At 43.8% G+C, this 22,872-nt stretch carries 23 protein-coding genes; 14 read left to right on the top strand and 9 right to left on the bottom strand.

The window, feature by feature from the left end:
• Positions 1-60 precede the first annotated feature (60 nt).
• Both V1U08_RS03755 and V1U08_RS03760 read left to right on the top strand, forming a co-directional pair.
• Positions 61-774: an AzlC family ABC transporter permease gene (locus V1U08_RS03755; protein WP_020335308.1), complete on the top strand. Its 714-nt coding sequence runs from the start codon at positions 61-63 to the stop codon at positions 772-774.
• Positions 771-1,082, top strand: a complete 312-nt coding sequence (locus V1U08_RS03760; RefSeq protein ID WP_014234651.1) for an AzlD domain-containing protein — start codon at positions 771-773, stop codon at positions 1,080-1,082. The genes V1U08_RS03755 and V1U08_RS03760 overlap by 4 nt, the downstream gene beginning before the upstream one ends.
• On the opposite strand, the gene V1U08_RS03765 is transcribed toward V1U08_RS03760, so the two are convergent.
• Complete coding sequence (locus V1U08_RS03765; RefSeq protein WP_020335309.1) at positions 1,079-1,693, bottom strand: fumarylacetoacetate hydrolase family protein; 615 nt, start codon at positions 1,691-1,693, stop codon at positions 1,079-1,081. The genes V1U08_RS03760 and V1U08_RS03765 overlap by 4 nt on opposite strands.
• A 351-nt stretch (positions 1,694-2,044) precedes the next feature.
• On the opposite strand from V1U08_RS03765, the gene V1U08_RS03770 reads away from it, so the two are divergent.
• On the top strand, positions 2,045-3,013 hold the full coding sequence (locus V1U08_RS03770) for a porin (RefSeq protein WP_330469958.1): 969 nt from the start codon (positions 2,045-2,047) through the stop codon (positions 3,011-3,013).
• Positions 3,014-3,591: 578 nt separating this feature from the next.
• Entirely contained in the window at positions 3,592-4,206 is a 615-nt protein-coding gene (locus V1U08_RS03775) for a glutaredoxin family protein (RefSeq protein ID WP_330469959.1), read from the top strand.
• 127 nt (positions 4,207-4,333) lie between these two features.
• Here the strand turns inward: V1U08_RS03775 and V1U08_RS03780 are convergent, their stop codons facing one another.
• Positions 4,334-4,468, bottom strand: a complete 135-nt coding sequence (locus tag V1U08_RS03780; protein ID WP_014234655.1) for a hypothetical protein — start codon at positions 4,466-4,468, stop codon at positions 4,334-4,336.
• 129 nt (positions 4,469-4,597) lie between these two features.
• Positions 4,598-4,945: a hypothetical protein gene (locus V1U08_RS03785; RefSeq protein ID WP_014234656.1), complete on the bottom strand. Its 348-nt coding sequence runs from the start codon at positions 4,943-4,945 to the stop codon at positions 4,598-4,600.
• Positions 4,946-5,209: 264 nt separating this feature from the next.
• On the opposite strand from V1U08_RS03785, the gene V1U08_RS03790 reads away from it, so the two are divergent.
• Positions 5,210-6,097 carry a LysR family transcriptional regulator gene (locus V1U08_RS03790; protein ID WP_330469960.1) on the top strand — a complete coding sequence of 296 codons (888 nt, stop codon included), beginning with the start codon at positions 5,210-5,212 and terminating at the stop codon, positions 6,095-6,097.
• A 242-nt stretch (positions 6,098-6,339) separates the two neighbouring features.
• Positions 6,340-8,160, top strand: coding sequence for a putative bifunctional diguanylate cyclase/phosphodiesterase (locus V1U08_RS03795; protein ID WP_330469961.1), 1,821 nt, complete (start codon positions 6,340-6,342; stop codon positions 8,158-8,160).
• A 76-nt stretch (positions 8,161-8,236) separates the two neighbouring features.
• On the opposite strand, the gene V1U08_RS03800 is transcribed toward V1U08_RS03795, so the two are convergent.
• Positions 8,237-9,520, bottom strand: coding sequence for a peptidoglycan DD-metalloendopeptidase family protein (locus V1U08_RS03800; RefSeq protein ID WP_014234659.1), 1,284 nt, complete (start codon positions 9,518-9,520; stop codon positions 8,237-8,239).
• Between the two features lie 120 nt (positions 9,521-9,640).
• Positions 9,641-10,273, bottom strand: coding sequence for a hypothetical protein (locus tag V1U08_RS03805; protein ID WP_268668637.1), 633 nt, complete (start codon positions 10,271-10,273; stop codon positions 9,641-9,643).
• A 308-nt stretch (positions 10,274-10,581) separates the two neighbouring features.
• Here V1U08_RS03805 and V1U08_RS03810 point away from each other — a divergent pair, with 308 nt between their 5' ends.
• From V1U08_RS03810 to V1U08_RS03825, 4 genes are all read left to right on the top strand, one after another.
• Positions 10,582-10,989 carry a GFA family protein gene (locus V1U08_RS03810; protein WP_443089729.1) on the top strand — a complete coding sequence of 136 codons (408 nt, stop codon included), beginning with the start codon at positions 10,582-10,584 and terminating at the stop codon, positions 10,987-10,989.
• A 216-nt stretch (positions 10,990-11,205) separates the two neighbouring features.
• Positions 11,206-11,877 (top strand): YoaK family protein, encoded by a 672-nt coding sequence (locus tag V1U08_RS03815; RefSeq protein WP_014234662.1) that lies wholly within the window; start codon positions 11,206-11,208, stop codon positions 11,875-11,877.
• Positions 11,878-12,426: 549 nt separating this feature from the next.
• Positions 12,427-13,791: a YjiH family protein gene (locus V1U08_RS03820; protein WP_014234663.1), complete on the top strand. Its 1,365-nt coding sequence runs from the start codon at positions 12,427-12,429 to the stop codon at positions 13,789-13,791.
• A gap of 421 nt (positions 13,792-14,212) precedes the next feature.
• Complete coding sequence (locus V1U08_RS03825) at positions 14,213-16,084, top strand: methyl-accepting chemotaxis protein (RefSeq protein WP_330469963.1); 1,872 nt, start codon at positions 14,213-14,215, stop codon at positions 16,082-16,084.
• A 66-nt stretch (positions 16,085-16,150) separates the two neighbouring features.
• Here V1U08_RS03825 and V1U08_RS03830 read toward each other — a convergent pair whose 3' ends face one another.
• The 3 genes from V1U08_RS03830 to V1U08_RS03840 all read right to left on the bottom strand — a co-directional run bounded on the left by V1U08_RS03830 (position 16,151) and on the right by V1U08_RS03840 (position 18,886).
• Positions 16,151-16,507 (bottom strand): hypothetical protein, encoded by a 357-nt coding sequence (locus tag V1U08_RS03830; protein WP_020335318.1) that lies wholly within the window; start codon positions 16,505-16,507, stop codon positions 16,151-16,153.
• Between the two features lie 233 nt (positions 16,508-16,740).
• The gene (locus V1U08_RS03835) at positions 16,741-17,898 is read right to left on the bottom strand and encodes an amino acid permease (RefSeq protein ID WP_014234666.1); all 1,158 of its coding nucleotides are present in this window, start codon (positions 17,896-17,898) and stop codon (positions 16,741-16,743) included.
• Positions 17,899-18,577: 679 nt separating this feature from the next.
• Positions 18,578-18,886 carry a hypothetical protein gene (locus V1U08_RS03840; RefSeq protein WP_014234667.1) on the bottom strand — a complete coding sequence of 103 codons (309 nt, stop codon included), beginning with the start codon at positions 18,884-18,886 and terminating at the stop codon, positions 18,578-18,580.
• Positions 18,887-19,023: 137 nt separating this feature from the next.
• On the opposite strand from V1U08_RS03840, the gene V1U08_RS03845 reads away from it, so the two are divergent.
• Together V1U08_RS03845 and V1U08_RS03850 are read left to right on the top strand one after the other, a co-directional pair.
• Complete coding sequence (locus V1U08_RS03845; protein ID WP_014234668.1) at positions 19,024-19,353, top strand: helix-turn-helix domain-containing protein; 330 nt, start codon at positions 19,024-19,026, stop codon at positions 19,351-19,353.
• A gap of 65 nt (positions 19,354-19,418) precedes the next feature.
• Entirely contained in the window at positions 19,419-20,165 is a 747-nt protein-coding gene (locus V1U08_RS03850) for a hypothetical protein (protein WP_065301364.1), read from the top strand.
• Positions 20,166-20,189: 24 nt separating this feature from the next.
• Here V1U08_RS03850 and V1U08_RS03855 read toward each other — a convergent pair whose 3' ends face one another.
• Entirely contained in the window at positions 20,190-21,947 is a 1,758-nt protein-coding gene (locus V1U08_RS03855) for an SgrR family transcriptional regulator (RefSeq protein WP_065301365.1), read from the bottom strand.
• Positions 21,948-22,189: 242 nt separating this feature from the next.
• Between V1U08_RS03855 and V1U08_RS03860 the strand changes: the two genes are divergently transcribed.
• Positions 22,190-22,312, top strand: a complete 123-nt coding sequence (locus V1U08_RS03860; protein ID WP_020335323.1) for a hypothetical protein — start codon at positions 22,190-22,192, stop codon at positions 22,310-22,312.
• Positions 22,313-22,474: 162 nt separating this feature from the next.
• Entirely contained in the window at positions 22,475-22,816 is a 342-nt protein-coding gene (locus V1U08_RS03865; protein ID WP_014234671.1) for an ArsR/SmtB family transcription factor, read from the top strand.
• Positions 22,817-22,872: the final 56 nt, after the last annotated feature.

Genomic DNA, 22,872 nt, shown 5'->3' on the forward strand with positions numbered 1-22,872 from the left:
TGGATTCATATTCACGCTACTTTCAGATTAAACCTGAACTCTGAAAAATAAGAAAATAAAATGGAAAATACTTTGCCTTTAGAAGCACAATCAAAAGCCGCACTGTTTTGGCAAGGCACGATAGCCATGATGCCACTCAGCATCGCTGTCCTTCCTTGGGGGCTGCTCGCGGGCTCATTTGCAATCGATACCGGCCTAACTCCGCTTGAAGGACAAGCGTTGTCGGCGATCCTATTTGCAGGCTCCGCACAACTGGTCGCGATGGGGATGATAAAAGCAGGGGCTGGATTAACAACCATGTTGTTAACGACTTTCTTTATTACTTCCAGACACTTTCTGTATAGCGTGTCTATGCGCAGTAAGATCTCACCACTTCCCTTAAAGTGGCGTCTTTCACTCGGATTTTTGCTCACCGATGAGCTGTTTGCCATTGTTGGCCATCACTCGGACAAGCAGTTTAACCGATGGTATGCACTTGGTGGTGGTTTAAGTTTTTACCTTTTTTGGAATGCGGCCACGTTAACAGGCATCGTGGCGGGAAGTATGATCCCCGAGCTCAATGAAATGGGGCTTGAATTTGCAGTGGCTGCAACGTTTATTGCGATCGTCGTACCAACCATAAAAAATGCAGCAGTACTGGCCAGCGTCGTCATTGCGTTGGTAAGTTCCGTCGCTCTTGCCTATTACCAAGTCGAAGGCAGTCTGATGATTTCAAGCATTTTGGCAATGCTAACCGGATACTTTGTGGAACAGTTTACGGAGAAAAACTCATGATTATGTTATCGATCTTACTGATGACGGCGCTTGTATTCACCAGCCGATACTTGTTTCTTGAGCCAAAACTGCCAATTCGACTCGGCGTACGCACGCAAAAGATTTTGAGTTACGCGAGCCCAGCAGTGCTGACAGCAATTTGGGCTCCTATTGTTTTTATTCCGGAAGGTGAACTCGGATTAAGCTTACAAAATCCATTTTTGCTCGCCGCCATTATCGCCGTTTTAATCGCTTATCTGACCAAAAACGTGTTAATGACGACGATTGTAAGTATGGTCGCATTTCTCCTTCTAAGAGTTCTGCTTTAATCAGCAACCCACTCAGTTTCAAACAAGGTGACGTCGCCACATTTTAGGCGTCCGAGAAAAACGTCACCTTGATGAACTTCTCCAACACCTTTAGGTGTGCCCGTCATGACCACATCACCATCTTCTAAACGGGTGTAGCTGCTCAGTTCATCCAGAATAGTAAAAGGAGGATATAGCATCTGCTTTACGTGCCCTTTTTGTACATGAACACAATTGATCAAAAGTTCGAGATTCAGATCGTTAATATCTATCCCTTCAAGAGGAACAAAACGGCTGAACACAACAGAGCCATCAAATGCCTTTGCTCGTTCCCAAGGTAGCCCCTGCTTTTTCAGAGTCGATTGTAAGCCGCGCTTAGTCAGATCTAACCCTAAACCGACCGCAGCGTATTGACCATTTTGAATTAAAAAACAGATTTCAGCTTCGTAATGCAGTGTTTCTTGATGAAATGAATGCAAGGTTGCAGAAATGGATGAGGAAGGTTTATTAAACACCACCATCTGTTCTGGTATCGCATTATCAAGCTCATGTATGTGCTCGACATAGTTTCGACCTACGCACAGCACTTTACCCACTTTAACTTTCTTTTCTTCGACCTGAATTTCACCCATTGCTCGTCCCTGCAAAACAAAACATACACAAATTCTAAGAGTTAACGACACTTGATCGCATACCCGCTTTTTAAAATCAAGCAATTCGGCTTATTTTGAGTTTTGTGTCACCAATCTGAAGCAGAGCGTTTTTGATTCAGGCTGTTGAGTTTGAAGGGCGATGTTTGGATATTGAGTAAAGTGATGTGCTGATATTGATTAAAATATAGAAAAGTCAGCAATTTATTAGCAATAAAACTGAAATCGAATCATCACACAACAGAAATCTATCTTTCATTTTCACCGTTTACCTTAGCGTCATCAACACATCAGGCAAGAAAGCCCATTTATAACAAATAAGGTATTAAGATAATGAAAAAAGCAGCACTCACTACTGCAATTCTGTCGGCATTGGTAACAGCACCATCTTTCGCAGCAACCGTTTACTCAAACGATGGCACTGAGCTAAAAGTTGGTGGTCGTGTTGAATTTCGCGGTGACTTCATCGGTTCAGGCGGTGAAGAAGTAGAAGGCTCAATGAAAGATAAAAGCCGTGCTCGTGTAAACCTTAAAGGTAAAACAGACATCGGTAACGGCCTTTCAGCATTTGGTGTATACGAAGCTGAGCAAGATACAGGTTCAAGCGAGTTTGAAAACCGCTACATGTACGCTGGTGTAGATTCAAATGCAGGTGCTTTCTCAGTAGGTCGTCAAGATATGGCTGCTGTAATCATCTCTGATATGACGGATATCACTGAGTTTTCTGGTGTTCAACAAGTTATCGATTCATCTTCTGACAAGCAAGACAGCGTATTCGCATACCGTGGTGAGTTCGATGCTCTACAACTGCAAGCGACTTACCAAGCAAACTCTGATGATAACCAAGACAAATATGGTATCTCTGGTATGTACTCTCTGCCAATGGGTCTAGACCTAGGTCTTGCATACTCGGGTGGCGATGTTGACGCAGACAACTCTGAAGACCAAATCCTTGGTGGTATCGCTTACTCTCTGGATAACCTTTACCTTGCAGGTACTTACTCACAAGGTCAACTATCTGATTCTGAAGACTTCACTGCTTACGAATTAGTTGCAAGCTACAAAGTTGCTAGCCAGGTAACGATTGCGGGTATGTACACTTTCCAAGAAAACGATCCAGACGGCGCGAGCAAATACGACGCAACTGATGGTTTCGAACTGGTTGGTTACTACAAACTAAACAGCAACTTCCGTACTTACCTTGCTTACTACTTCAACCAACTTGATGAAGTGAAAGATGCAGAAGGTCTAGTTGTAGAAGGTGAAGACACGCTACGTCTAGGCGTACGTTACGATTTCTAATTCTCTCTTGTCCTAGAGCGAGTCCTTGGCCGGCACCTTTGTCGGCCATTTTTTGCTTCATCAAAGTAGTTTTCCCAATCCTTCCTTATCTACTTTCATTCACTTACGCGATTTATTCCCACATATTCTTCCTCTCCCTGCCCTGTTTTAATGCAATTTTTCACAGACTTAGTGCATACCTCCTAAGAGGTATAGAGCCTAAAAATAAATATGCTTATATTTCAACAGGATAAAAGTTGGCACGCGAACTGCAATATAGATATTGCAAATGCATGGCAGCGTTTGTGCTTCTCGTTCTTTGTACCTGTTTTAACAGGCACGTCCTTTGAATTGGTAATGTGGCCTCCCTATGGGAGGCATTTTTTTTATTGGCGCTTTTTGTTGGCGTAAAGACCAATAGCGCGTATGCTCCACAGTTCAATCAGCAGAAAAATCCATTATAATCCAGTGGCTTCACAAACAATCGCCGCACCTTTAGCCTAAACCACAGGTTCAAACAGTAAAAATACCCATTGAATTGAAAGAAAAACCCCGCTTTTGAGTTCTATATTTTCAGAGAAGGAAATGAGGAGCGTCGCATGACACTACCAATCAAAATCACACTCTATCGATGGGCAGGAAGCTGGGGACCTTTCAAAGTGAACATCCCTTGCGGAGAATGCACGCTAACCCACGATATTTTAACCGATACTTTTGAAAATGAGCTGTCAGATGTGCCTGTAGAGCTGGAAGTCAAAGATTGGTTATCCCACTGGTGGGAACCCTTAAAGAAAGGCGCCTGGCACGCTCCTATTCTGATAGTAGAAGGTAAGGTGATCAGCCAAGGTGAAGCATTAAACCGAGGTGTATTAATACAATCGGTTATTGCTGAGTGGGTTAAACGAGATAGCCTCAAAGGGAATATTGTTTACGGAAAAGCTACGTGTCCACATTGTAAGATGGCCAAGCAACTGCTTGATGATGCAGGTATCACATACCAATATTACGATGTGGTGAAAGACAGTGCCGCACTTTACAGAATGATCCCGGAAGTCAAAGCCATCATAGGTGAAAAAACACCCGTCACTGTGCCTCAGATCTGGCTAGAAAGTAAGTATATTGGAGGTGCTGATAGTCTGGAAAAGTGGTTAGTAGCAAAGGGGCTAGATAAAGTCCCGAATAATGTTGTAGAGATACCGAGTCAATCTGCATAGTCTGGCATTGGTCTTAAACCTTTACCTATGCTATTTCTGTCACTGACTGTGATTGATATTGTTTGTAGAAGCGCTGAAGTAATTATGGAAACAAAAAGCCCTGATTAAGTAATCAGGGCTTTTTGTATTAATTCGCTAGCTTTTTCACTAAACGAGAAAGAGCAGAAGCTTTTTTCTTCTTCGCTTTACCGTGAAGTGCTTTGTGCATTGCATCTTTAGCAATCATTTGGCCAATGTAAGCGCCACCAAGTTCGTTTGTCATGACCTTCTCCTGAAGTTATCCTTCTTGTTTATGTGGTAATATTACACCACAAAAGGACAAAAACAAGATATAAATCACATTTTTTTGTAATTAAATTTCAACCCTAACTAACCTGGACACACATTTAACTCAGCGTTTTGGTTGTTGGTAGGTTTTACCTGCAGCAACATAAGTATCTTTCTGTTTGATTTCAAAGAAGGTTTCAAAGAACCAAGCGGCAAACTTGATTAAATGATCGCCTTCATTCATGACATGTTCCACATACTCTTGCTCTTCACCAGACTCATCTTCTTGAGTTGTCATATGGTAAATACGCTTTTCACCATCGACTTCCGCAAGGCCAAACTGACCTGTAAGAGACTGAGCCGCTTGCGCGACCTCTTCTTCTTCACAAGCTTTTAGTATCTCAAGTGCTTTAGGCATGTTTTCTTGCTGGATAATTTCTTTTACCAGCGTTTCAAATTCGTTTTGTTGCATTCTTTCACCTAACGATTAAAGACGGTTTGCTGCGCATTTTAGAAAGGTGGTGTCTCCCTTGCAAGAAGATTCAAACCGTTGCGCCTGGCCGGTTCTAATTAGGGAGCAGCCATTCTTCCCGCCAAAGGTAACAAAGTTCCCCGCAAGATAGTGATTTAGACACGCTCTCATACGATGACAGCCTTGTCCCTTACAGTGTATATTTCGACACGCATAGTTGATAATTGGTTCAAATCGTGATGAATTAGTTCTTAGGAGGAAGCAGTGGATTGGATTCAAAGTGTACAAAGTTATATTCGTGTCGTTGAAGAAGGCAGCTTTAACGGTGCAGCACGAAAACTCAATACCACCAGCTCAGCCATCAGCAAGCGGATTCAATGGCTTGAGGACAAAGTCGGCGTGCAGCTGCTCAAACGCACGACTCGTTCAATCAGCCAAACGGAAGCTGGTGCTCTATTCTATGAGCGAGCCAAAAGTCAGCTAGACTCCTGGCAGTCCGTTTTAGACGAAACTCGCTCTGTGAACCAATCGCCGGCAGGGCTTTTAAAAATTGGCGCAACACTCGCAGTAGGTTCGAAGTTTCTTGTCCACTATCTGGATGACTTTCTCGAAAAATACCCGGACATCACACTACAACTGACGACCACATTGCCCGGTCAACTCCCTGAGTTAAGTTTGGACCTCTTTATCAGCCGCGAGTTAGATCAGCTCAACTCACTCAGTTTTAAGGCTAGCCCTCTGTTCAAACACAAAGCTCAGTTTTATGCTGCCCCGAGTTATTTAGAAAAGCACGGCACACCAGAACGCGTCGAAGATTTAAGCCAACACAACGTCCTTATATGGGGTGAAAAACCCTCTAGAGAAATTAAGACCAATAAGAATCAACGGATAAGCTTGTCCGGCAACTTTGCAACGACAAATCCAGAAGCTTTATTTCATGGCGCTAAGCGAGGGATGGGTATACTCATGACCAACAACGTCATGATCAAAGATGACCTAAAATCTGGAGCATTAGTGCCTATTTTGCCAGACATTACGGCTGATGAAGCGATCGTCTACGCTTACTACCCTAAATTAGACTATCAACATACCCGAACTCAATTGTTTCTCGACTATCTAAAATCTCGATTAGAAGAAGAAAAACGAGAATAATTTCAGATAACTAACAACGCTCCATTAGCAGTCCCTTGCTTGATGAAAAGTAATCAAACACTGGCCTGGCGAGGTAAAAATCGTGCCACTGGTTACACTTACAGGTAAACCATACTGTAACTTAGTCGCTGGCAAAGTTTGAAAAATCCACCTAAGTAAACGATAGTTTGTCTGATACGTTTCAAATTAGTCAGAATCAACGCCACACGATATAGAACAAACAACGCTAGGTGACGTGTACAATGGATCATGTACAAATCAGTTTTCAAAAGCTTGATGAGATCTTGAAGCTGAGTGGTAGTGCTCTACTAAACAGGGTGATTTTAGATATTCATCAACAGGTGAACACGCACTGTACCTGTATTGTCGAGGTGGCTCATCTCCAGCACTCAGCTCATACAATATCGGTTGCTAGAAACGATAAAATCGAAGATCACCTTGAGTACCCACTTTCTGGCTCACCATGCGAGGAAGTGGTTAACGATATCGGTGAGAATATCTTCTTTCAAGATCATGTATATCGTGATGTATCCGAAGATAAAATGTTTCGCGAAATTGGCATAGAAGCGTATTTAGGATTGCCACTGAAAACACAAAATGGCGATGTACTCGGTATTTTGATATCTACTTTTACCCATCTCTTTTCCGCACTAGAAGCGCAAGCATTGCTCGAACTGCATCGCTTCTACGCCAATGTCATCATCCACAGTTTACGAGAAAAATGGGTCAGTGAGCGTTCGGATAAACTTCTAAACCAGCTGAGTTACGAAGTTTCGCACGACAATCTGACAGGACTACTTAACCGCAGTTGCCTGGCTGATACTCTGGAAACTTTAACACAACAGTCGTCGCGCCCTTTTAACCTTGCTTATCTGGATATCGATAACTTCAAGTCGATTAACGATATCAACGGGAACTATATTGGTGACCAGATTATAAAATTCACGGCAAATGCGATCCAAGAAAGCCTGTCCTCCCCAGAAAACGCGTTTCGGGTTGCTGGCGACGAGTTTGCATTTATCACCTATGACGAAGACCCTGTTGCGGTGTGCCAGCAGATTCTCGACATCATAGAAACGGGTTACATTGATAAATCGAACCACATCTCGTTCACAGTGAGTATTGGTATTGCGCGAGCCGCCAATCACAGCCCAAAAACAGATGGGCTTATCCTAAACGCCAGCCTGGCATTGAAAGATTGCAAGAAACACCGAGAGACGCGTATACAGCACTATGACACGCAGCTTAGTGCCCTTTATCATCGACAAACGCAACTTATTGAGGTGATACGTCAGCAGCTGAAAACGAGCATTACAGACAATCATGAACTGTATGTCGTTGTTCAACCGATCGTGGACATCAACGCTGACCAGTGGGATTACTTTGAAATACTCTCCCGCTGGGAAAGTGACACATTGGGCAACATCGCCCCTTCTGAGTTTATAGAAGCAGCCGAACAATCTGGCTTAATCGTGGAACTCGGTGAGCGCATTATTGAACTCGCTTGTATTGCCAAACAAGAGTTGGAATCTCAACTAGGTCACAGCGTAAAGTTATCGATAAATTGTTCTGCTTATGAGTTGGTGGACTCTAAGCGCTACATCAACCATTTAACGTCCATGATAGACAAGTACCAACACTCGACCTGCGACTTTGTTATCGAACTCACCGAAACCGTTTTGCTGTCCCTAAGTGGGCAAGAACAGATGGTTCTGAATTCATTACGTTATCTCGGGTTTCAAGTCGCCTTGGATGACTTTGGTACGGGCTATTCAAGCCTGAACTATATTCACAACTACCCTATCGACATCATAAAAATTGATGCGACGTTTGTGAGAAATATGCTTTCGAACAAAACGTCTGAACAAGTGGTTTTATTGATCGTGCAACTTTCCCAATTGCTCAACGTGAACTTAATCGCAGAGGGGGTGGAAGATAAGAATGCCTCAGACAAGCTCATTGAGATGGGATGCAATTACATACAAGGCTATTTCTACGCCAAACCAAGCCGTGTAAGCGAGATGCTCACGCTGATTAATAAACGACAAGTTAAAAGCGCATAAAAAAGTGAATAAACAAAAGGCCAAGCAATGCCTGGCCTTTCAAGGTTAAATTTTGCACAAAAGGAAAAGCGAAGTGTTATAAAACCGCTTTCTCTTTATTCTTCAGAAGCTTATCCATCGCATCACGATTAGCAACAAACGTTGCCATTTCCTTCTTAGGCACCGAACTCGCCATTGGAATGTTCGCTCTCATGGCGTTGACTGGTCGGCCATACTGGATCAATTCATAGTGCAGATGAGGGCCAGTTACACGGCCTGTTTTACCAGATAGACCAATGCGTTGACCACGTGACACTTTTTGCCCTTTCTTCACCAGGATCTTACTTAGGTGTAGATAGCGGGTTTTGAACTTACTACCGTGTTCAACCACCACGTAATTACCCGCGTATGGGTGTTTACGTGTCATGATAACCGTTCCGTCACCTGTCGAAACCACAGGCGTTCCGATTGGTGTTGCGAAGTCGGTACCATTATGTGGCGCGACACGGCCTGTCACGGGGTGATGACGATTAGGATTGAACCCAGAACTGATTCGCCAACCACGACTAACAGGATAACGCTGGAAAGCTCGTTGTAGGCTCTCACCTTTCGCGTTATAAAATTGACCATCGGTATGCAGGTAAGCGGTAATTTCACGACCGCGATTATAAATCTTTATCGCTTCAATTTCGTTCTTACCAGTAGAGACACCATTGATGCTCTGTGAACGTCGAACCACTTCAAAGCGATCGCCGGCACGAAGATCTTTGCCAAAGTTTAATTGCTCTTTCAGCAAGGTCACAACCTGACTGATTTCAGCCGAAGTTAAGCCAAGACGACTCGCTGATGAAGAGAAGCTGCCTTGGATCACACCAACCAGTGGTTCTTGATTCCATACGCCAGGAATTGAAATGTCGGTAAAGTCATAATTGCCGTCACGGTTCAGCTCATAAACCACTTTGTCTGCAATAGAAAATTGCAGTTCCATTTTAAGCAGTTCACCTTCGATATCGTCACGCCAAAATCGCAGTGTATTGCCTGGTTTTAGCGTATCAAGCGCAAGGTAGTTTAAGTCCGTTTCCATGACTTTCATTAACGAGCTGTAGCCGAAACCAAGCTGACTAAAAATGGTACTTAGATTGTCGCCTGCTTGGATTTGATACTCAAAGTTCGGTGGGGTGACAACTTCTGCAGTCGTCGCATCAAGAATTCTTTCAACAACCTGCGATTCCGGCAGGTTTAAAGCGATGGTTTTCGTTAATGGTGACTCTTTGAGAGAGTGGGAAACACCAATCGCGAACAAAACAGGTAAGGAGTACAACAGCAGCGCTCTACGACCTGTCAGATTCGGCAACCGTCTTGTAATTTCATTTGTAGACACGGGAATTACTATCTCCTTATAAACAGGCCTAATAGCTTATTCATTCCCGCATAAGAAATCACTAGGAAATTTCGAGATCTAGCTCAGAAAACACCTATTTTTTACATAAGTAAAATAAATTCATCTTTGTTGCATATGTAGGAAATTGCCTACACGCTTCAGCGATACAGAATTTAATTGTTTAGGCACTTCAGACATCGCTTGATTTTCATCGTGCGTCAGATAGGAGGCATCGATAATTGTATCGTCTCGCCATTCCAGTTGATTAAATTTAATACGATCGCCAATGAATACACTATCAAGTAATATAACTCGGCTTGGAACAGCATCAAATTTAAACAGACCAATATAATAAAACGATCCTGTTCCCTGTGAGGTAACAATCATAGGGGCAACAATCCAAGGCACGTCTTCTATCTGGTGTTGAACAATAAATTCAGTCGGTAACAAAACCTTACCTTTCGTCGCCCCAGCATCGTATTGACCAATCAAATAACCAAGTTCTTTATCCCACTCATCAATGAAACTCACTGCATTTTGTTCGGGAACCTGAATTGTCCACGGATTTGAAGATTTGATATTAAGCACGTCCGAAATAATCGTATTAGTCTGAACTTCGCTCTGCGGAAACTTGGCTAATATTTCGTCATCAGAGAGACTAAATCGGTAAACACCAGCAACAATCACGATGATTAATAATACAACGGGAATAAGAAGGATAAGTGGAATAGGCAGAATTCTATTGCGGGCCATGAAGACTTCCTTGATTTTATATTTTATAAATCGCGCTCGGAGTATATACCAAATAAAGAGCCATAGCCGTAAAACAACCTTCTAATCAATACATCAAATGTTTCAAAATAAAACTGACTTGGCCTGCCTAAGTTCGTCGAGTTTTCGTTGGAAAGGTGATCGCTGCCATGAGGTATTCGGCCTTAAATGTCCTAAACTGTTCTCTGAGAACTTGAGAAGATTTAGCCCCGCGTGGCGCTAACCATTCGATCGCCAGTACAGGTGCTTCACGGGACATGAAGACAGTTTGAGGTTATTTAATTTAAACGATGCCAAAACCAAACAGAACCCACTCATGTGAGTGTGCGTGTGGCTTGATTCAGCTTCGCTGCTTAGGTGAACCCATGCGTACATCGATTTGCCATTGCTTTGAGTGTCAAAAGCGAACTGGCAGTGTATTTGGCGTCCAGGCTCGCTTCGCCAAAAAGCACGTCATTTTAGATGGTGACGTAATTAGCTATACCAGAATCAGCGATGACGGGAGCGAAGTCCGATACGAATTTTGTCCTGCCTGTGGCACCACCATGCGCCTGTTACTCTCCGCTGCACCCGACATTAGTGTTGTGCCTGTTGGACTCTTTAGTGACAAAGAATTCCAAGAACCGACCATTTCTATCTATGAAGAGCGAAAGCATGGCTGGGTCAGTTTCGAATGCACGATGGAGCATATCGAATGAGTGGCAACCTTATTTAGGACGGTACACACTTTTCAAAAAGTAGCTTGTTATCAAGCGTTTTTCCGACACGTTTTCTTATCAATCATTTGTTGTGATTGGCCTAACCCTGCTTTTTTGAGTTTTTTTTGAGAATGATCAACCGAGTTGTACTGTAAGGGGTTTCGTATCTCAGTGTGAGCGCTATAATCGGCTCCTAACATTTAGTGGGGTTTTATTGTGATTTCCAGACTTCCTCGTTGGGTGGAATATGGCGCGTTTCTACTTGCCCTTCTTGCAGGCTGCGTCAATGCCGTAGGTCTTCTCGGCTTTCAACATCAAGCGATAACACACATCTCCGGAACCGTAACTCAGCTAGGGAATAGCTTACTAACAGGTGTGGACAGCTCCATTCACCTGCTCTTCATCGTATTTAGCTTTTTGATTGGTGCTGCGTTCAGTGGCTTCTTTATCGAAAGCAGTGCATTAAAACTTGGACGTCGTTATGGGGTCGCACTGTGTATAGAAGGCAGCTTACTTCTTCTTAGTTTAGGCTTCTTGGTACAGGGCAACGTTTATGGCCAATATTTAGCTTCCGCTGCCTGCGGCTTGCAAAACGCGATGATTACGACGTTTAGCGGCGCTGTAGTCAGAACCACTCACATGACCGGTATTATTACTGATCTGGGCATTATGATTGGAGAAAGCTTGCGCGGACGTCAATTTGACCGTCGAAAGGCCCTATTGTTCTTATTCATCTTTTCCGGATTTTTACTCGGTGGCGTTGCAGGTGCCGCGCTTTTTACTGTGTATGGTCTGCATACATTGATATTTCCAGCGCTCTTAGCGTTCGGAACCGCCATCATTTACTGGATGTATTTGTACAGGCTAAATCATAGCCCAACGTCTTGATAATTCAAACAAACCGTCAAGTAACAATGGCACAGCAGCCTAAGTGCAAATGGCTTCATAACGCTTAGGCTGCAAGCAGGAACTCAACTGAATACCGCCACAAACACGCCGCTAAACTCCAATCCTAAATCTGACGACAATCCCTCACTTTGCCTTTCCCGTGTTCAACACTCAAACTTGCCGAGAGTCAGGAGAAAGTCCTTATGTTAAGAAAGTGTAATGGTGAAAAATCCCGCAATTGTTGCGTGATTTAAATCACACTTAGCCGCGTTTTTACTATTCCAATCACACTGCTTCTCAGAATTACCTTCACACAAGCCAATTAATGATACAATTTTCTAACACGAGCAACATATTCTTATACAGAAATGTATTATTCAATCAATTTTCCGACAAATCGACTGAATAAGTAAATGTATTTAATGAATAGTATTGCAATGGATGTAGTTTGCGGGTACCCTCCGCAACCTGCGATTAAATACGGATGTTTAGTGAATATTTATGTCATGGATTATGGCAAGTATTGACTAGTAGTAACACGAGACAATTATGCACAATAATACTAATGCTACTGAAGCACCTAAAGGCAACTTTTGGATGTTCCTGATTCCATCCTTAATCGGTCTTCTGCTTTTTATGGCACCAATCTCTTACGATGGTGATCTTACTATCCCAGTTGCGGTCATGGCTAAAGTCATTCCTGCTGTACTTGGCGATACATTGATTGCCATTATTACCGTTATCATCTCTTTTATGGCTGTCGCTTCTGTTCTTTGCAAAATTTTCCAGCCTGCTGCGATCCTTCGTAATGGTTTCCTTAACGGTTTGTTTAACCCATCCCCACTTTGGTTGCTTGTTCGCTTAATTGGCGCAGCTGCCGTGTTGATGACTTTCTTTGAGATCGGCCCTAAAGCGGTCTGGGAAGAAAACACAGGTGGATTGGTTCTGACAGGCCTGTTACCGACACTGTTTGCGGTATTCATCTTTGCTGGCCTATTACTGCCTCTGCTGCTTAACTTTGGTCTGTTGGAGCTGTTTGGCGCACTGCTAAGTAAAATAATGCGTCCAGTGTTTAACCTACCAGGCCGCAGTGCTATCGACTGTATGGCATCTTGGTTGGGTGATGGCAGTGTTGGTATCTTGCTGACCAGTAAACAGTACGAAAATAAGTTTTACACGCAACGTGAAGCTGCGGTAGTGGGTACCACTTTCTCAGCAGTTTCGATTACGTTCAGCTTAGTCGTCATCGCTCAGGTTCAACTTGAGCACCTGTTCTTGCCATTTTACGGCACCATCTGTCTTGCAGGTATTGTTGCTGCAGTGATCATTCCACGCTTACCACCACTAAGCCTGAAAAAAGATCGCTACATTGATGACAGCAAGCCAGACAAAGATGCAGATGCAGTTCCTGAAGGCCATACAACGTTCTCTTGGGGTATGGATCTGGCTCTGAAACGCGCGTCAGAAGTGACATCGTTCCAGTCTGTATTTAAAGAAGGTGTTCACAACGCAATAGACATGGTGTTTGGCGTACTACCTGTAGTAATGGGTCTTGGTACAGTTGCTTTGGTCATCGCAGAATACACGCCAGTATTTGAGATCTTGGGCCAGCCATTCATCCCTTACCTCGAATTGCTGCAAATCCCAGAAGCGGTTGCTGCATCGCAAACTATCGTCGTCGGCTTTGCTGATATGTTTATCCCTGCGATTCTGGCAGCATCAATTGACAACGAAATGACGCGCTTTGTTATTGCGGCTATGTCTGTAACTCAGCTTATCTACATGTCTGAAGTGGGCGCGCTGCTACTAGGCAGTAAGATCCCGGTCAACATCGTAGAATTGTTCGTTATCTTTATTCTACGTACCCTAATCACACTACCTGTGATTGCTGGTATGGCGCACTTGATATTCTAACGTCAATTGCTCTCATAAAGGCTCTGCTTCGGCGGGGCCTTTTTTGTTTGAACACAACGCCCCTCGGCCTCCTTATTTCCAATCTTGGCCAACAATATCAACCTTAGAAAAGAGTAATTTCTCTTGTTGCCGAGATGCGTTTTTTCTCATCAGACCAGTCTTGATATTTTCCCCTCAACGAGCACTACCCTCTAACTCATTCATATACAAGCAATAAATAACCACTTTATTTTTCATCCATAACCGGAGTGTCAAATTACGCATTTTTCCATCCAAATCACGCATGTTTGTTTTCAAGTTTTTCACAATATTGTCGATAAGTAATGAAGAACCAAACACACCGGTTTCTTTTGCTGTCAATTCACCCGAGTAAGCAGAGGTGAAAGCAGGGATAAGCCATAGGGATACTCAGAGGAAAACTATGAAATTCAGACACAAGGTTGTCACCGCCTCTTCAATTTTATTGCTCATTACTGTGTCGCTACTGTCGATAGAGCAGGTCATAACGATCCGAGCTCAAACCAGCGAACATATCGATTCTAGCGTACAAGAAATCTTAACGAGCGTAGGGAACACGGTAGAATCAGAAATGTCAGCCAAGAAGAATCTCGCTCGCGCCACAACCGAGATCATAGAGCTCGACCCAAACTCACAGGACTATGTTAAGAGCATTGTCGAGAAACCAACCCTAAAATCCAGCTTCATCGCCATTGGTTTAGGCTACGACCGTAACGGAGTGGTTGTCGAAAACGACGATGGCTGGGAGCCAGATGCGACTTACGATCCGCGTAAACGTCCTTGGTTTACAGCTGCAAAAAGCAAAGGCGACTTGGTAGTGACCGCACCGTACGTTGATGTCTCTACAAAAAGCGTAATCATCTCCGTTGGGACGCCAGTTAAAAACAACGGCCAGTTTACAGGTGCTATGTTTTATGACTTAGCACTCACAACACTTTCCGATTTGGTCAATCAAGTAAACTTGTTTGATGCGGGCTATCTATTTCTTGTGTCATCAGACGGCACCACAATTGCACACCCTAACAGCAAGCTCCATGGCGAGAAAATCAGCAGCTACTTGCCGCAAGTAAAACTGGAGAGCACAACTCAGAAGATTGAAATTGATGGCAGCCCATACATGGTCAGCCTGGAACACATCCCGAGTGAAGACTGGTATCTGGGTGCAGTGATCGACGAAACCATCGCTTATGCGGATGTGGCCGAGTTACGTAACAGTGCAATCATTTATTCAATTATTGCGATTATCGCGTCAATTATCGCGTTAACTCTGTTGATTCGCACATTAATGCGCCCGCTTGATACTCTCAACAACGCGATTAAAGATGTGGCATCAGGAAAAGGCGATCTCACTCAACGTCTGGAAACCAACACCGATCCAGAGTTTTCTGAGCTTGCAAAAAACTTCAACACCTTTATAGAAAACTTACAGCACCAAATCATTGAATCGAAGAGTATTTCTGACCAGATCCTAAGTGGTACGCAAATTACCGCCAAAGGTGCTGAAGACTCCGCAGGCGCTATTCAAACTCAGTTACAGGAACTTGAACAGTTAGCAACGGCCATGCACGAAATGTCGGTTACAGCAACCGAAGTGGCGAACAATGCTCAAGGTGCCGCAAGTGCAGCGAAAGAAGCCGATCAAGCGACGGTAGAGGGTTCAACAGTCGTAAGCGAGTCGACACAAACCATCAACTTGCTTTCAGACAGTATCGATTTGGCCGTCGAAGAAGTTCATGTGCTTGAATCGGCAACGGCGAATATAGAAACGATCCTTAAAGTGATTAACGATATCGCGGATCAAACCAACCTACTGGCTCTAAACGCAGCAATAGAAGCCGCTCGAGCGGGTGAGTCTGGCCGAGGTTTTGCGGTTGTTGCTGATGAAGTACGTACGTTGGCTCAGCGCACACAAGAGTCTACAACGGAGATTCGCAGTATGATTGAGCAGCTTCAGTCTGGCGCTTCATCTGTTGCCAGCGCAATGCACCAAAGTAAAGGCAGCGCAGTTGAAGCCGTAGAAAAAGCTGAGTTAGCTAATAACTCATTGCAACGTATTCGAGATGCTATTCAGAGAATTTCGGATATGAACTTACAGATCGCTTCTGCGGCTGAAGAGCAAAGCTTGGTTGCTGAAGAGATCAACAACAATACCGTTAATATTAAAGACCTGTCGACTCAGGTCGCTGAATCAGCGAATCGAACTAACGAAGCGATGCGAACTCAGCAGGAGGATGTTCATAAGCAAGATGATATCCTCAACCGATTTACGGTATAACGTCATCTGCAACAAAAACAGCGAGCTAGGCTCGCTGTTTTTGTTTCATCCACTTGTAAATTCAGACTAGAGTCTTAAATCAACGTGAACATAACGATCATTTGAACGACGATAATAGTGATCATCGACTTTTAAATAGGTCAAATTACCAATTTGGATAAAGACACTATTACTAGGAACGCGATCGCGGTAATAGTAGTGGTGTCTTGGTGGTCTATGCTCAACCACTATTACATCTCGATGTTTATGCTTATGTTTACGCTTGTGCTTATGGTGGTGACGATCATGGTCATGATCATCGTGGTAGTGATGATGCTCACGTTCATAGCGATGCTTATGCTTCGGATCCGCCATCGCGTCGGCACTAAATATGCCTAAAGTCAGCATAACGCCAGCCATGGCAACAGATAATTGTTTTGACACAACAGTTCCTCTCATCGAAATTACCACTCTAATCTTAGGCAGCAGCTATCCTACTCATGTCAGACCACCGCTAAGGTTTTTCACCAAACCGTCAGAGTTTTTGCCATATATCAGGTTTACGTCAGAACAATTACTCTCCTTATGCATCCCCCACTTTAGCCACACATTTCATAACCAATAAAAAAGCCGCGCTGTTTTATCAGCGCGGCTCTATTAAATTTGACTGTAAAAGCTTACACAGCTTGAGCAACCAGCAAGAAGCAACCAAACAGGAACATCATGCTCATTCCCATTACGCCGCCACCAGCTTCATAAATACTGTTATCTTCTACTGGTACACGACGAACTTTCATTGTCATAGACAAAGGAACGAATACCGCAAGGAATACCAGAATAATACCTGCATAGCTAAGGATGGCTAAGAAGTGCTCTGGTGCAAACACGGCTCCCAGTAACGGTAAAATAAACGTGGTGACAAATACCACTGGCTTACCCGCTTGTAACAAGTCTGCATTTTGATCGTAAAGGGCCATCGCCACCCCTAAGAACGAGGTCAATAGCGCCAAACCAGTAAACATAGACAGAATAAACTCCAGACCAGAGTACTGCTGACCAAGCACCGCAATCAATTCCGTCACATTTGAGTATTGAGCCAGCTCCTGAGGGGGTAAATTGCCCACAACTGCAAGTAGCCATAGCAGGTAACAAATAAGAGGAATGGTTGAGCCAACAATGATCATGTTTCGCAACTGCGTTTTGCTCGCTTCTTTGTTGTAACTAACCAGAGACGGAATCACGACCATAAAACCAAAGCTCGTAAATAGAACTGAGCTAGTTTTAATCAGCGCTACTTTGTCTTCGCTCACGACTTCATCTAGCCCTTCAAACGTCACGCTTGGCATAAGAGCGAAAAGAGTAAGGATAAGTGCGGCGATCATACCAATGAACAAAGCGCGGTTAAGCTTATCAACAACGCCTGTGCCTGCAGAAACAACGATGCCAACCAAAAGAGTGAAGCCAACTTGGCTTGAAATTGTCGAGATTGGTAGTCCCATCGACGCAGTAACTTTTTGTAGCAAATCGCCAGCGCCGATAATGTAAGCCATGAGTAGACAAACAAGCAGCGCATAAAGCAGGCCGTTAGTAACCAACTGACCACCTTTACCAAGCGTTTCGCGAGCAATTGCATTCATGCTAACGCCACCACCGACTTTACAGCTCGCTTCAAGAAGAAGCAGCGCCGCGTAAGTAGTTCCGGCCCAGATGAACAGCATAAGAAGTGTGCCCCACAGGAGGCCAAATTGAGCAAGCACCATAGGTATAGCAAGCATACCGGCGCCAAGAGCAGTACCTGCAACAATCAGGGAGCTGCCGACAAGTTTTAGATTCACGGTTAATACCTCTAAATTCAATCCGTTTTTGTTTCGCCCGCCGTACTTAATCCAAAGTACAAGCAACAAAACGTCCCCTATGTGCAAAAATTGGCCGAAAACCGGCGTCAATTAGCAATAACATGCACTGAAAAAACAGAACGCACTCTGATTTCATCGGCATGTAGGCGAGCATTTTTGGGCGATATTCTGATTGATGGGATGCCCACATTTTGGGTTCGAAGCAAAATAGGTCATCTAATTCATCAATCTCTCACTCGAAATAGAATGAGATTGGTTCGGCGAGATTGTACGGCATAACCAGGAGAAATGAAAAGTAAAAGGTCAAAGTTTCAGCCATATATTTTAGTGGTTGCAACTAAACACCTAACATGTGCGGTTAAAATAACCAGTAAAGAGAGGAATGTCTGGCACTCCCACGGGAATATATCGAGTGTACACTTTTATTTACAGCTTGTGAGAAGACGTTAAATTCCAATGCCGTAGCCTAGATCAGACAATATCGCTATTATTCGCTGCGTACCGACATCGTTCGGTTCACATACCTCTAAAACACTGAGTTACGGTTCGAAAATTTGGTAACTTAAGTGGCGAAATGCTGGGTTCGGTTCCCCAGCATTTACATTTCCCTTGGTATTAAACCAAATCTATACGACACATAACGCTTTGAGTTTATTAGTCAGCTTTCGTCTAAAGCCTGGATCATATACGTCAAAGCATGAATCCCTTCATCTGCAATCACTTTTTCGGTTTTGCTCATGCTCTTATAAAGGGTTTGCAATTCTTCTTCACCAATCGATTCACGATGTAAGTAAAGTTCCTTGTAGTTCATTAATCGCAACTGAGATTCACGCGTCAACGCCAACACACTTCTCCCGAAAGTCTGCTGTTTGTCTGCAATTTCACTACGTAACGTATCTAAAATGCGTTGCATTTTGCGAATATCTGTTTCATTCGTGGTTAAATGATAGGACTGATAATTTTCCATTTTTATAGCCAACTGAAATATATGTATTTTTTAGGTCGCCATTCATATACCTAATTATCAATAAGATAAAGAGCAGCTGGTTAAACTGGTCCACAAATTGCTTTAATTAGGTCAAAACAGTCCTGTCTGGAGAAGCTATGCATGTCGACCCTATTATTGAAGCACTGATCAAAAGACGAAAAGAGATGGGTTTTTCCCGCGAACAAATTGCCAAAATGGCAGGGATGAGCGTAAAAACCTATCAAAGAATTGAGCGCGGTGAATCTGATCTCAAGCTTTCACAATACCGTTCAATCTTAAGATCAATGCAGCTCACTGATCTTGATCTCTCTCTCGACGTCAGGGGCGTAGAACATGTGACAGAACAGGACCTTGCTTCTATCGCACGCTTACTATCCCCTGAAGCTCAATCCTTATTAGTACGTCTTTTGTCTCTCGTACTCGAGCAACGGAAGAACACTTCCTAAGCCTGATGCTCTGTTATAATTAGGTATGAGTATATTTGCTCTCCAATATGTAACGGAGACGTTTTATGAAACGCGGTTTAATTAGCAGATGGGTTGTTACAGCCTTGACGTTTTTCCTTATAGGCAGCACATCGGTGTCGGCTAAGCCACACAACGAACATTCCGTGCGCCCAATTACTCAACCAGGGAATAAGCATCAGACCCGTCCGGTGCAACGTCCAACAGTAAAGCCAACTCATCCACCTTCTCAGCATAGACCACCAAGCTATCATCGTCCTCCGAATGTCAGCAGACCACCGAGTTATCATCGCCCGCCGAGTTACCACCGGCCTCCTGTGGTGATTAGACCGCCTAAACATCATTCGACTTATATTTATGTACGCAGTGGGCATCGTTACCCACCATACCGCGGCCATTATTACTACTATCACCGAGACTTAGTCGATATCGCGACGTTCGCGATTTTTGCTGGTATTACTTACGCAATTATTCAGGACGCTTATTACAAGAAAAGTGGCGATCGCTACGTGTACGTAGAAAGTCCACCGGCGGGAAACTACACAGTCATCGATGGAAACGAAGTGGTAAGCTATTCCGGTTCAAATAGTGCGACCGTCACACAAAGCTCCAGCTCGACTTCAACTAATGTGTCCCCGAACAGTCCATTCAAAAAAGGAGAGATTGTTGATTCTTTGCCTAGCACTAAGAAAACGGTTGTGGTGAATGGACAAACTTACTTTCAATATCAAAACGCTTGGTTTCTCCCTTTACGAGATCAGCGTAAATATGTGGTTGTCGAATCACCGTTGTAGCGCGTATACGATCTCGAGCTAACGCTAATCCGCTGACCACACTGAACGTATGTCTGGCCAGCCCCAGTTAGTCAGCGCTACGTCTTCGAGTACCCCCTGAAAACGTAGCGTTTGGGTGTGATGAAACATGGGTGCAATCCAATATTCACTGACCAGCGTTGAAGCAATCGGTTCTAGTGCTTCCAAATAGTCTTCGAGCTGAGTATTTGCCCGAAGTCGTTCAAGTTGCTCATCCAGCCACACTGCATTTTCTTGATTCAAGGTATTGTGCAGAACGGTATGCGTATAAAAATTGCTGAAAGCCGATGCATGCCGATTGTCATCCAAATTGATATTGGTCACCACGAGTGTTTCATTCAGCGTGCCATTACGTGCTCGCTCACTCAACTCTCGATATGAGTACATCACGGTCTCTACTTTACAACCCGTACTTTCTAATTGGCGTGAGATAGCACGAGCGCACCGCCGCAAAGCCGTATAGTTATAACCAGCAATACTGATGTGTTTGGGTAGCTTGGTTTCTTCACCAAACGGACGGAGAACCGGTCTCCAGGTTGGCAATAAATTGAACGCAGGAATGCTACTGAATACGATATTTTCACTTTTCATGATTTCAACCAAATACTTGGGTTGAATCAATTCGGCGATATAACGACGTTGTGCCAAAGACAACGCGTGCTTCGCCCGGTGGTTAAACAAAGCAAACAAGCAGCCGTCTTCGATTCGGCTTCTTTTATTTGCCGCATATGTCTGTGCATCACTCATCGACATATAGTGAAGACACGCGCCATCATCCGTATTAGCCTCAACCAGTTCTGAGTTTGAAGATAAGGAGGGATTTTCCATCTTTTCGTCATCGACAATCCATATGGTCACTTGGTCGGTCAGCACTCGACAAGAATAGTAGCCTTCAAACGCCTGTAGCTTTAAACGGTTTTCATTATGTTCGATCACCGAAAAAGGACCACTCCCAACAACGAGTCGATTATTTGCCTCATTGACCTGACTCGCAGGCTGGATGCCATATTTCACCCCGGAAATCAGTCCCGCAAAACCCAAATCAGGCGTGTTCAAAGTAAAAATCACCTTGAGCGGATTCGGGGCAGTTATCGTTTCGACATGGGCCAAATCTTTTTCGTAGTAATCGAGAAGCTTTAACTTATTAAACAGGCTTATAACCGTATCTGCATCGATGGGGCTGCCATTATGGAAAGTCAGTCCGGGACGAAGATAGAAAGTCCACTCGTACTTGGCCTCGTCATATCGCCAATGATGTGCCAGTTCCGCTTTAACCTGGCCATCATTGTCGCTAGCAACTAAGCAACAGTATATTTGTCGCAGCAAAAATCGTTCACTGCTTCTCTGAAGTTGATGCGGCACCACACGCTCAAACGTCCGCTTATAGGTCAGCTGTATATTGAGTTGGCCTTCTTGAAGTGAGGCACCAGAAGTCGTTTTCAGTAATCGCCCAAAAGCCGCTTCGTCTTCATCTAATATGGAAAGCGCTTTTTCGTATTTTCCTGACTTAATTCGCTCTCGTGCGAGCGTTTCCTTCAATGCACTCAGCTCAACATTCATTAATAAGGTAGAACGATGATTTCGGCCTGCTTTAGGCTGCCAGCTCAACCATTCATGCTGCTGCATTTGAGCCAACAGACTTCGCGCATGACGAGGCGACACAAACAATAACTCAGCAATCTCATGAAGCGTGGTTTTCGTTTCCTTACCAACTTCGAACGGCATTAAACGTTGGTAGTAACGAAACAAATTCAGATCAGACACGGAGCTTTTCCTTATCTTTTGATGAGGCTTTTGGGAATGGAGTATTTTACTGAAGTTAGGAGAAACAAAATAAGAAAATCTCGAACTAATGAGTTCCTCTTTTCCGCCTTTTCTCGCGCCAAAAAGCCCTATGTCCGCTTAATTTTAGCCTTAACAGGAACAAAAATAATAAATTCACTCTGTTTTATTAATCCCCTTTTCTCAACATACTGAATTTGTCAGCACCAGAAGGAGAAATAAATATGATGTCAAAACCAGATAAAGCACCGATGGCGAACTTTTTCCAAAAACGCCTCATTCAGTCGCACAGCAAACTAGAAGTGATGGCTCTGGTCCACCTCAACGAGATGTTCCACTGGTCATAATTCCCCCTTTGCAAAGCAGAACCTTAGCTCCTGATACCCCCAATGTCTTTAGGTTCTGCTTTCTTTCTCTCCATACTTGCTATCCTCAGGATCAACTTGCACAACCCACTCGTACCACGTACACTTAATCGCAATTCGACGATTAACTATAAAGACCGACAGATGAGTGATAAATGCGATAATACCTGCCAGGTTTCTTTTGAAACGACTGAGCAACAACTGAACAAAGAAAAAACCTTGGCTGCACAGGCAAAAGCATTGTCACACCCTGCACGTATACGTATCCTGCATATCCTCCATAAGTTAGACACAATGGACAACTGCTTGAATAGTGATTTAGTCTCTGAGCTGGGCTTGGCGCAATCCACCGTTTCTGAGCACTTACGAATTCTAAAACAGGCAGGCTTTATTACTGCCGAGCCAAATCCACCAAAAGTTTGCTACCGTATTCAGCGAGAAACACTGAATAGTTTCAGCACTGAATTCTCAAACCTTTTCAACTAACTAATTCCGCCTTACACGTTAAGATGAATAAGCGCAAACTCAATAATCGTCTTTCG

The organism is Vibrio sp. YYF0003 (assembly GCF_036350715.1).
GTDB classification, from domain to species: Bacteria; Pseudomonadota; Gammaproteobacteria; order Enterobacterales; family Vibrionaceae; genus Vibrio; species Vibrio natriegens.

What these genes read in the sequence shown, in the direction of transcription:
- V1U08_RS03755 (WP_020335308.1), top strand. Translation starts at nt 61, where the DNA reads ATGGAAAATACTTTGCCTTTAGAAGCACAATCAAAAGCCGCACTGTTT.
- V1U08_RS03760 (WP_014234651.1), top strand. Translation starts at nt 771, where the DNA reads ATGATTATGTTATCGATCTTACTGATGACGGCGCTTGTATTCACCAGC.
- V1U08_RS03765 (WP_020335309.1), bottom strand. Translation starts at nt 1,693, where the DNA reads ATGGGTGAAATTCAGGTCGAAGAAAAGAAAGTTAAAGTGGGTAAAGTG.
- V1U08_RS03770 (WP_330469958.1), top strand. Translation starts at nt 2,045, where the DNA reads ATGAAAAAAGCAGCACTCACTACTGCAATTCTGTCGGCATTGGTAACA.
- V1U08_RS03775 (WP_330469959.1), top strand. Translation starts at nt 3,592, where the DNA reads ATGACACTACCAATCAAAATCACACTCTATCGATGGGCAGGAAGCTGG.
- V1U08_RS03780 (WP_014234655.1), bottom strand. Translation starts at nt 4,468, where the DNA reads ATGACAAACGAACTTGGTGGCGCTTACATTGGCCAAATGATTGCTAAA.
- V1U08_RS03785 (WP_014234656.1), bottom strand. Translation starts at nt 4,945, where the DNA reads ATGCAACAAAACGAATTTGAAACGCTGGTAAAAGAAATTATCCAGCAA.
- V1U08_RS03795 (WP_330469961.1), top strand. Translation starts at nt 6,340, where the DNA reads ATGGATCATGTACAAATCAGTTTTCAAAAGCTTGATGAGATCTTGAAG.
- V1U08_RS03805 (WP_268668637.1), bottom strand. Translation starts at nt 10,273, where the DNA reads ATGGCCCGCAATAGAATTCTGCCTATTCCACTTATCCTTCTTATTCCC.
- V1U08_RS03810 (WP_443089729.1), top strand. Translation starts at nt 10,582, where the DNA reads ATGCCAAAACCAAACAGAACCCACTCATGTGAGTGTGCGTGTGGCTTG.
- V1U08_RS03820 (WP_014234663.1), top strand. Translation starts at nt 12,427, where the DNA reads ATGCACAATAATACTAATGCTACTGAAGCACCTAAAGGCAACTTTTGG.
- V1U08_RS03825 (WP_330469963.1), top strand. Translation starts at nt 14,213, where the DNA reads ATGAAATTCAGACACAAGGTTGTCACCGCCTCTTCAATTTTATTGCTC.
- V1U08_RS03840 (WP_014234667.1), bottom strand. Translation starts at nt 18,886, where the DNA reads ATGGAAAATTATCAGTCCTATCATTTAACCACGAATGAAACAGATATT.
- V1U08_RS03845 (WP_014234668.1), top strand. Translation starts at nt 19,024, where the DNA reads ATGCATGTCGACCCTATTATTGAAGCACTGATCAAAAGACGAAAAGAG.
- V1U08_RS03850 (WP_065301364.1), top strand. Translation starts at nt 19,419, where the DNA reads ATGAAACGCGGTTTAATTAGCAGATGGGTTGTTACAGCCTTGACGTTT.
- V1U08_RS03860 (WP_020335323.1), top strand. Translation starts at nt 22,190, where the DNA reads ATGATGTCAAAACCAGATAAAGCACCGATGGCGAACTTTTTCCAAAAA.
- V1U08_RS03865 (WP_014234671.1), top strand. Translation starts at nt 22,475, where the DNA reads ATGAGTGATAAATGCGATAATACCTGCCAGGTTTCTTTTGAAACGACT.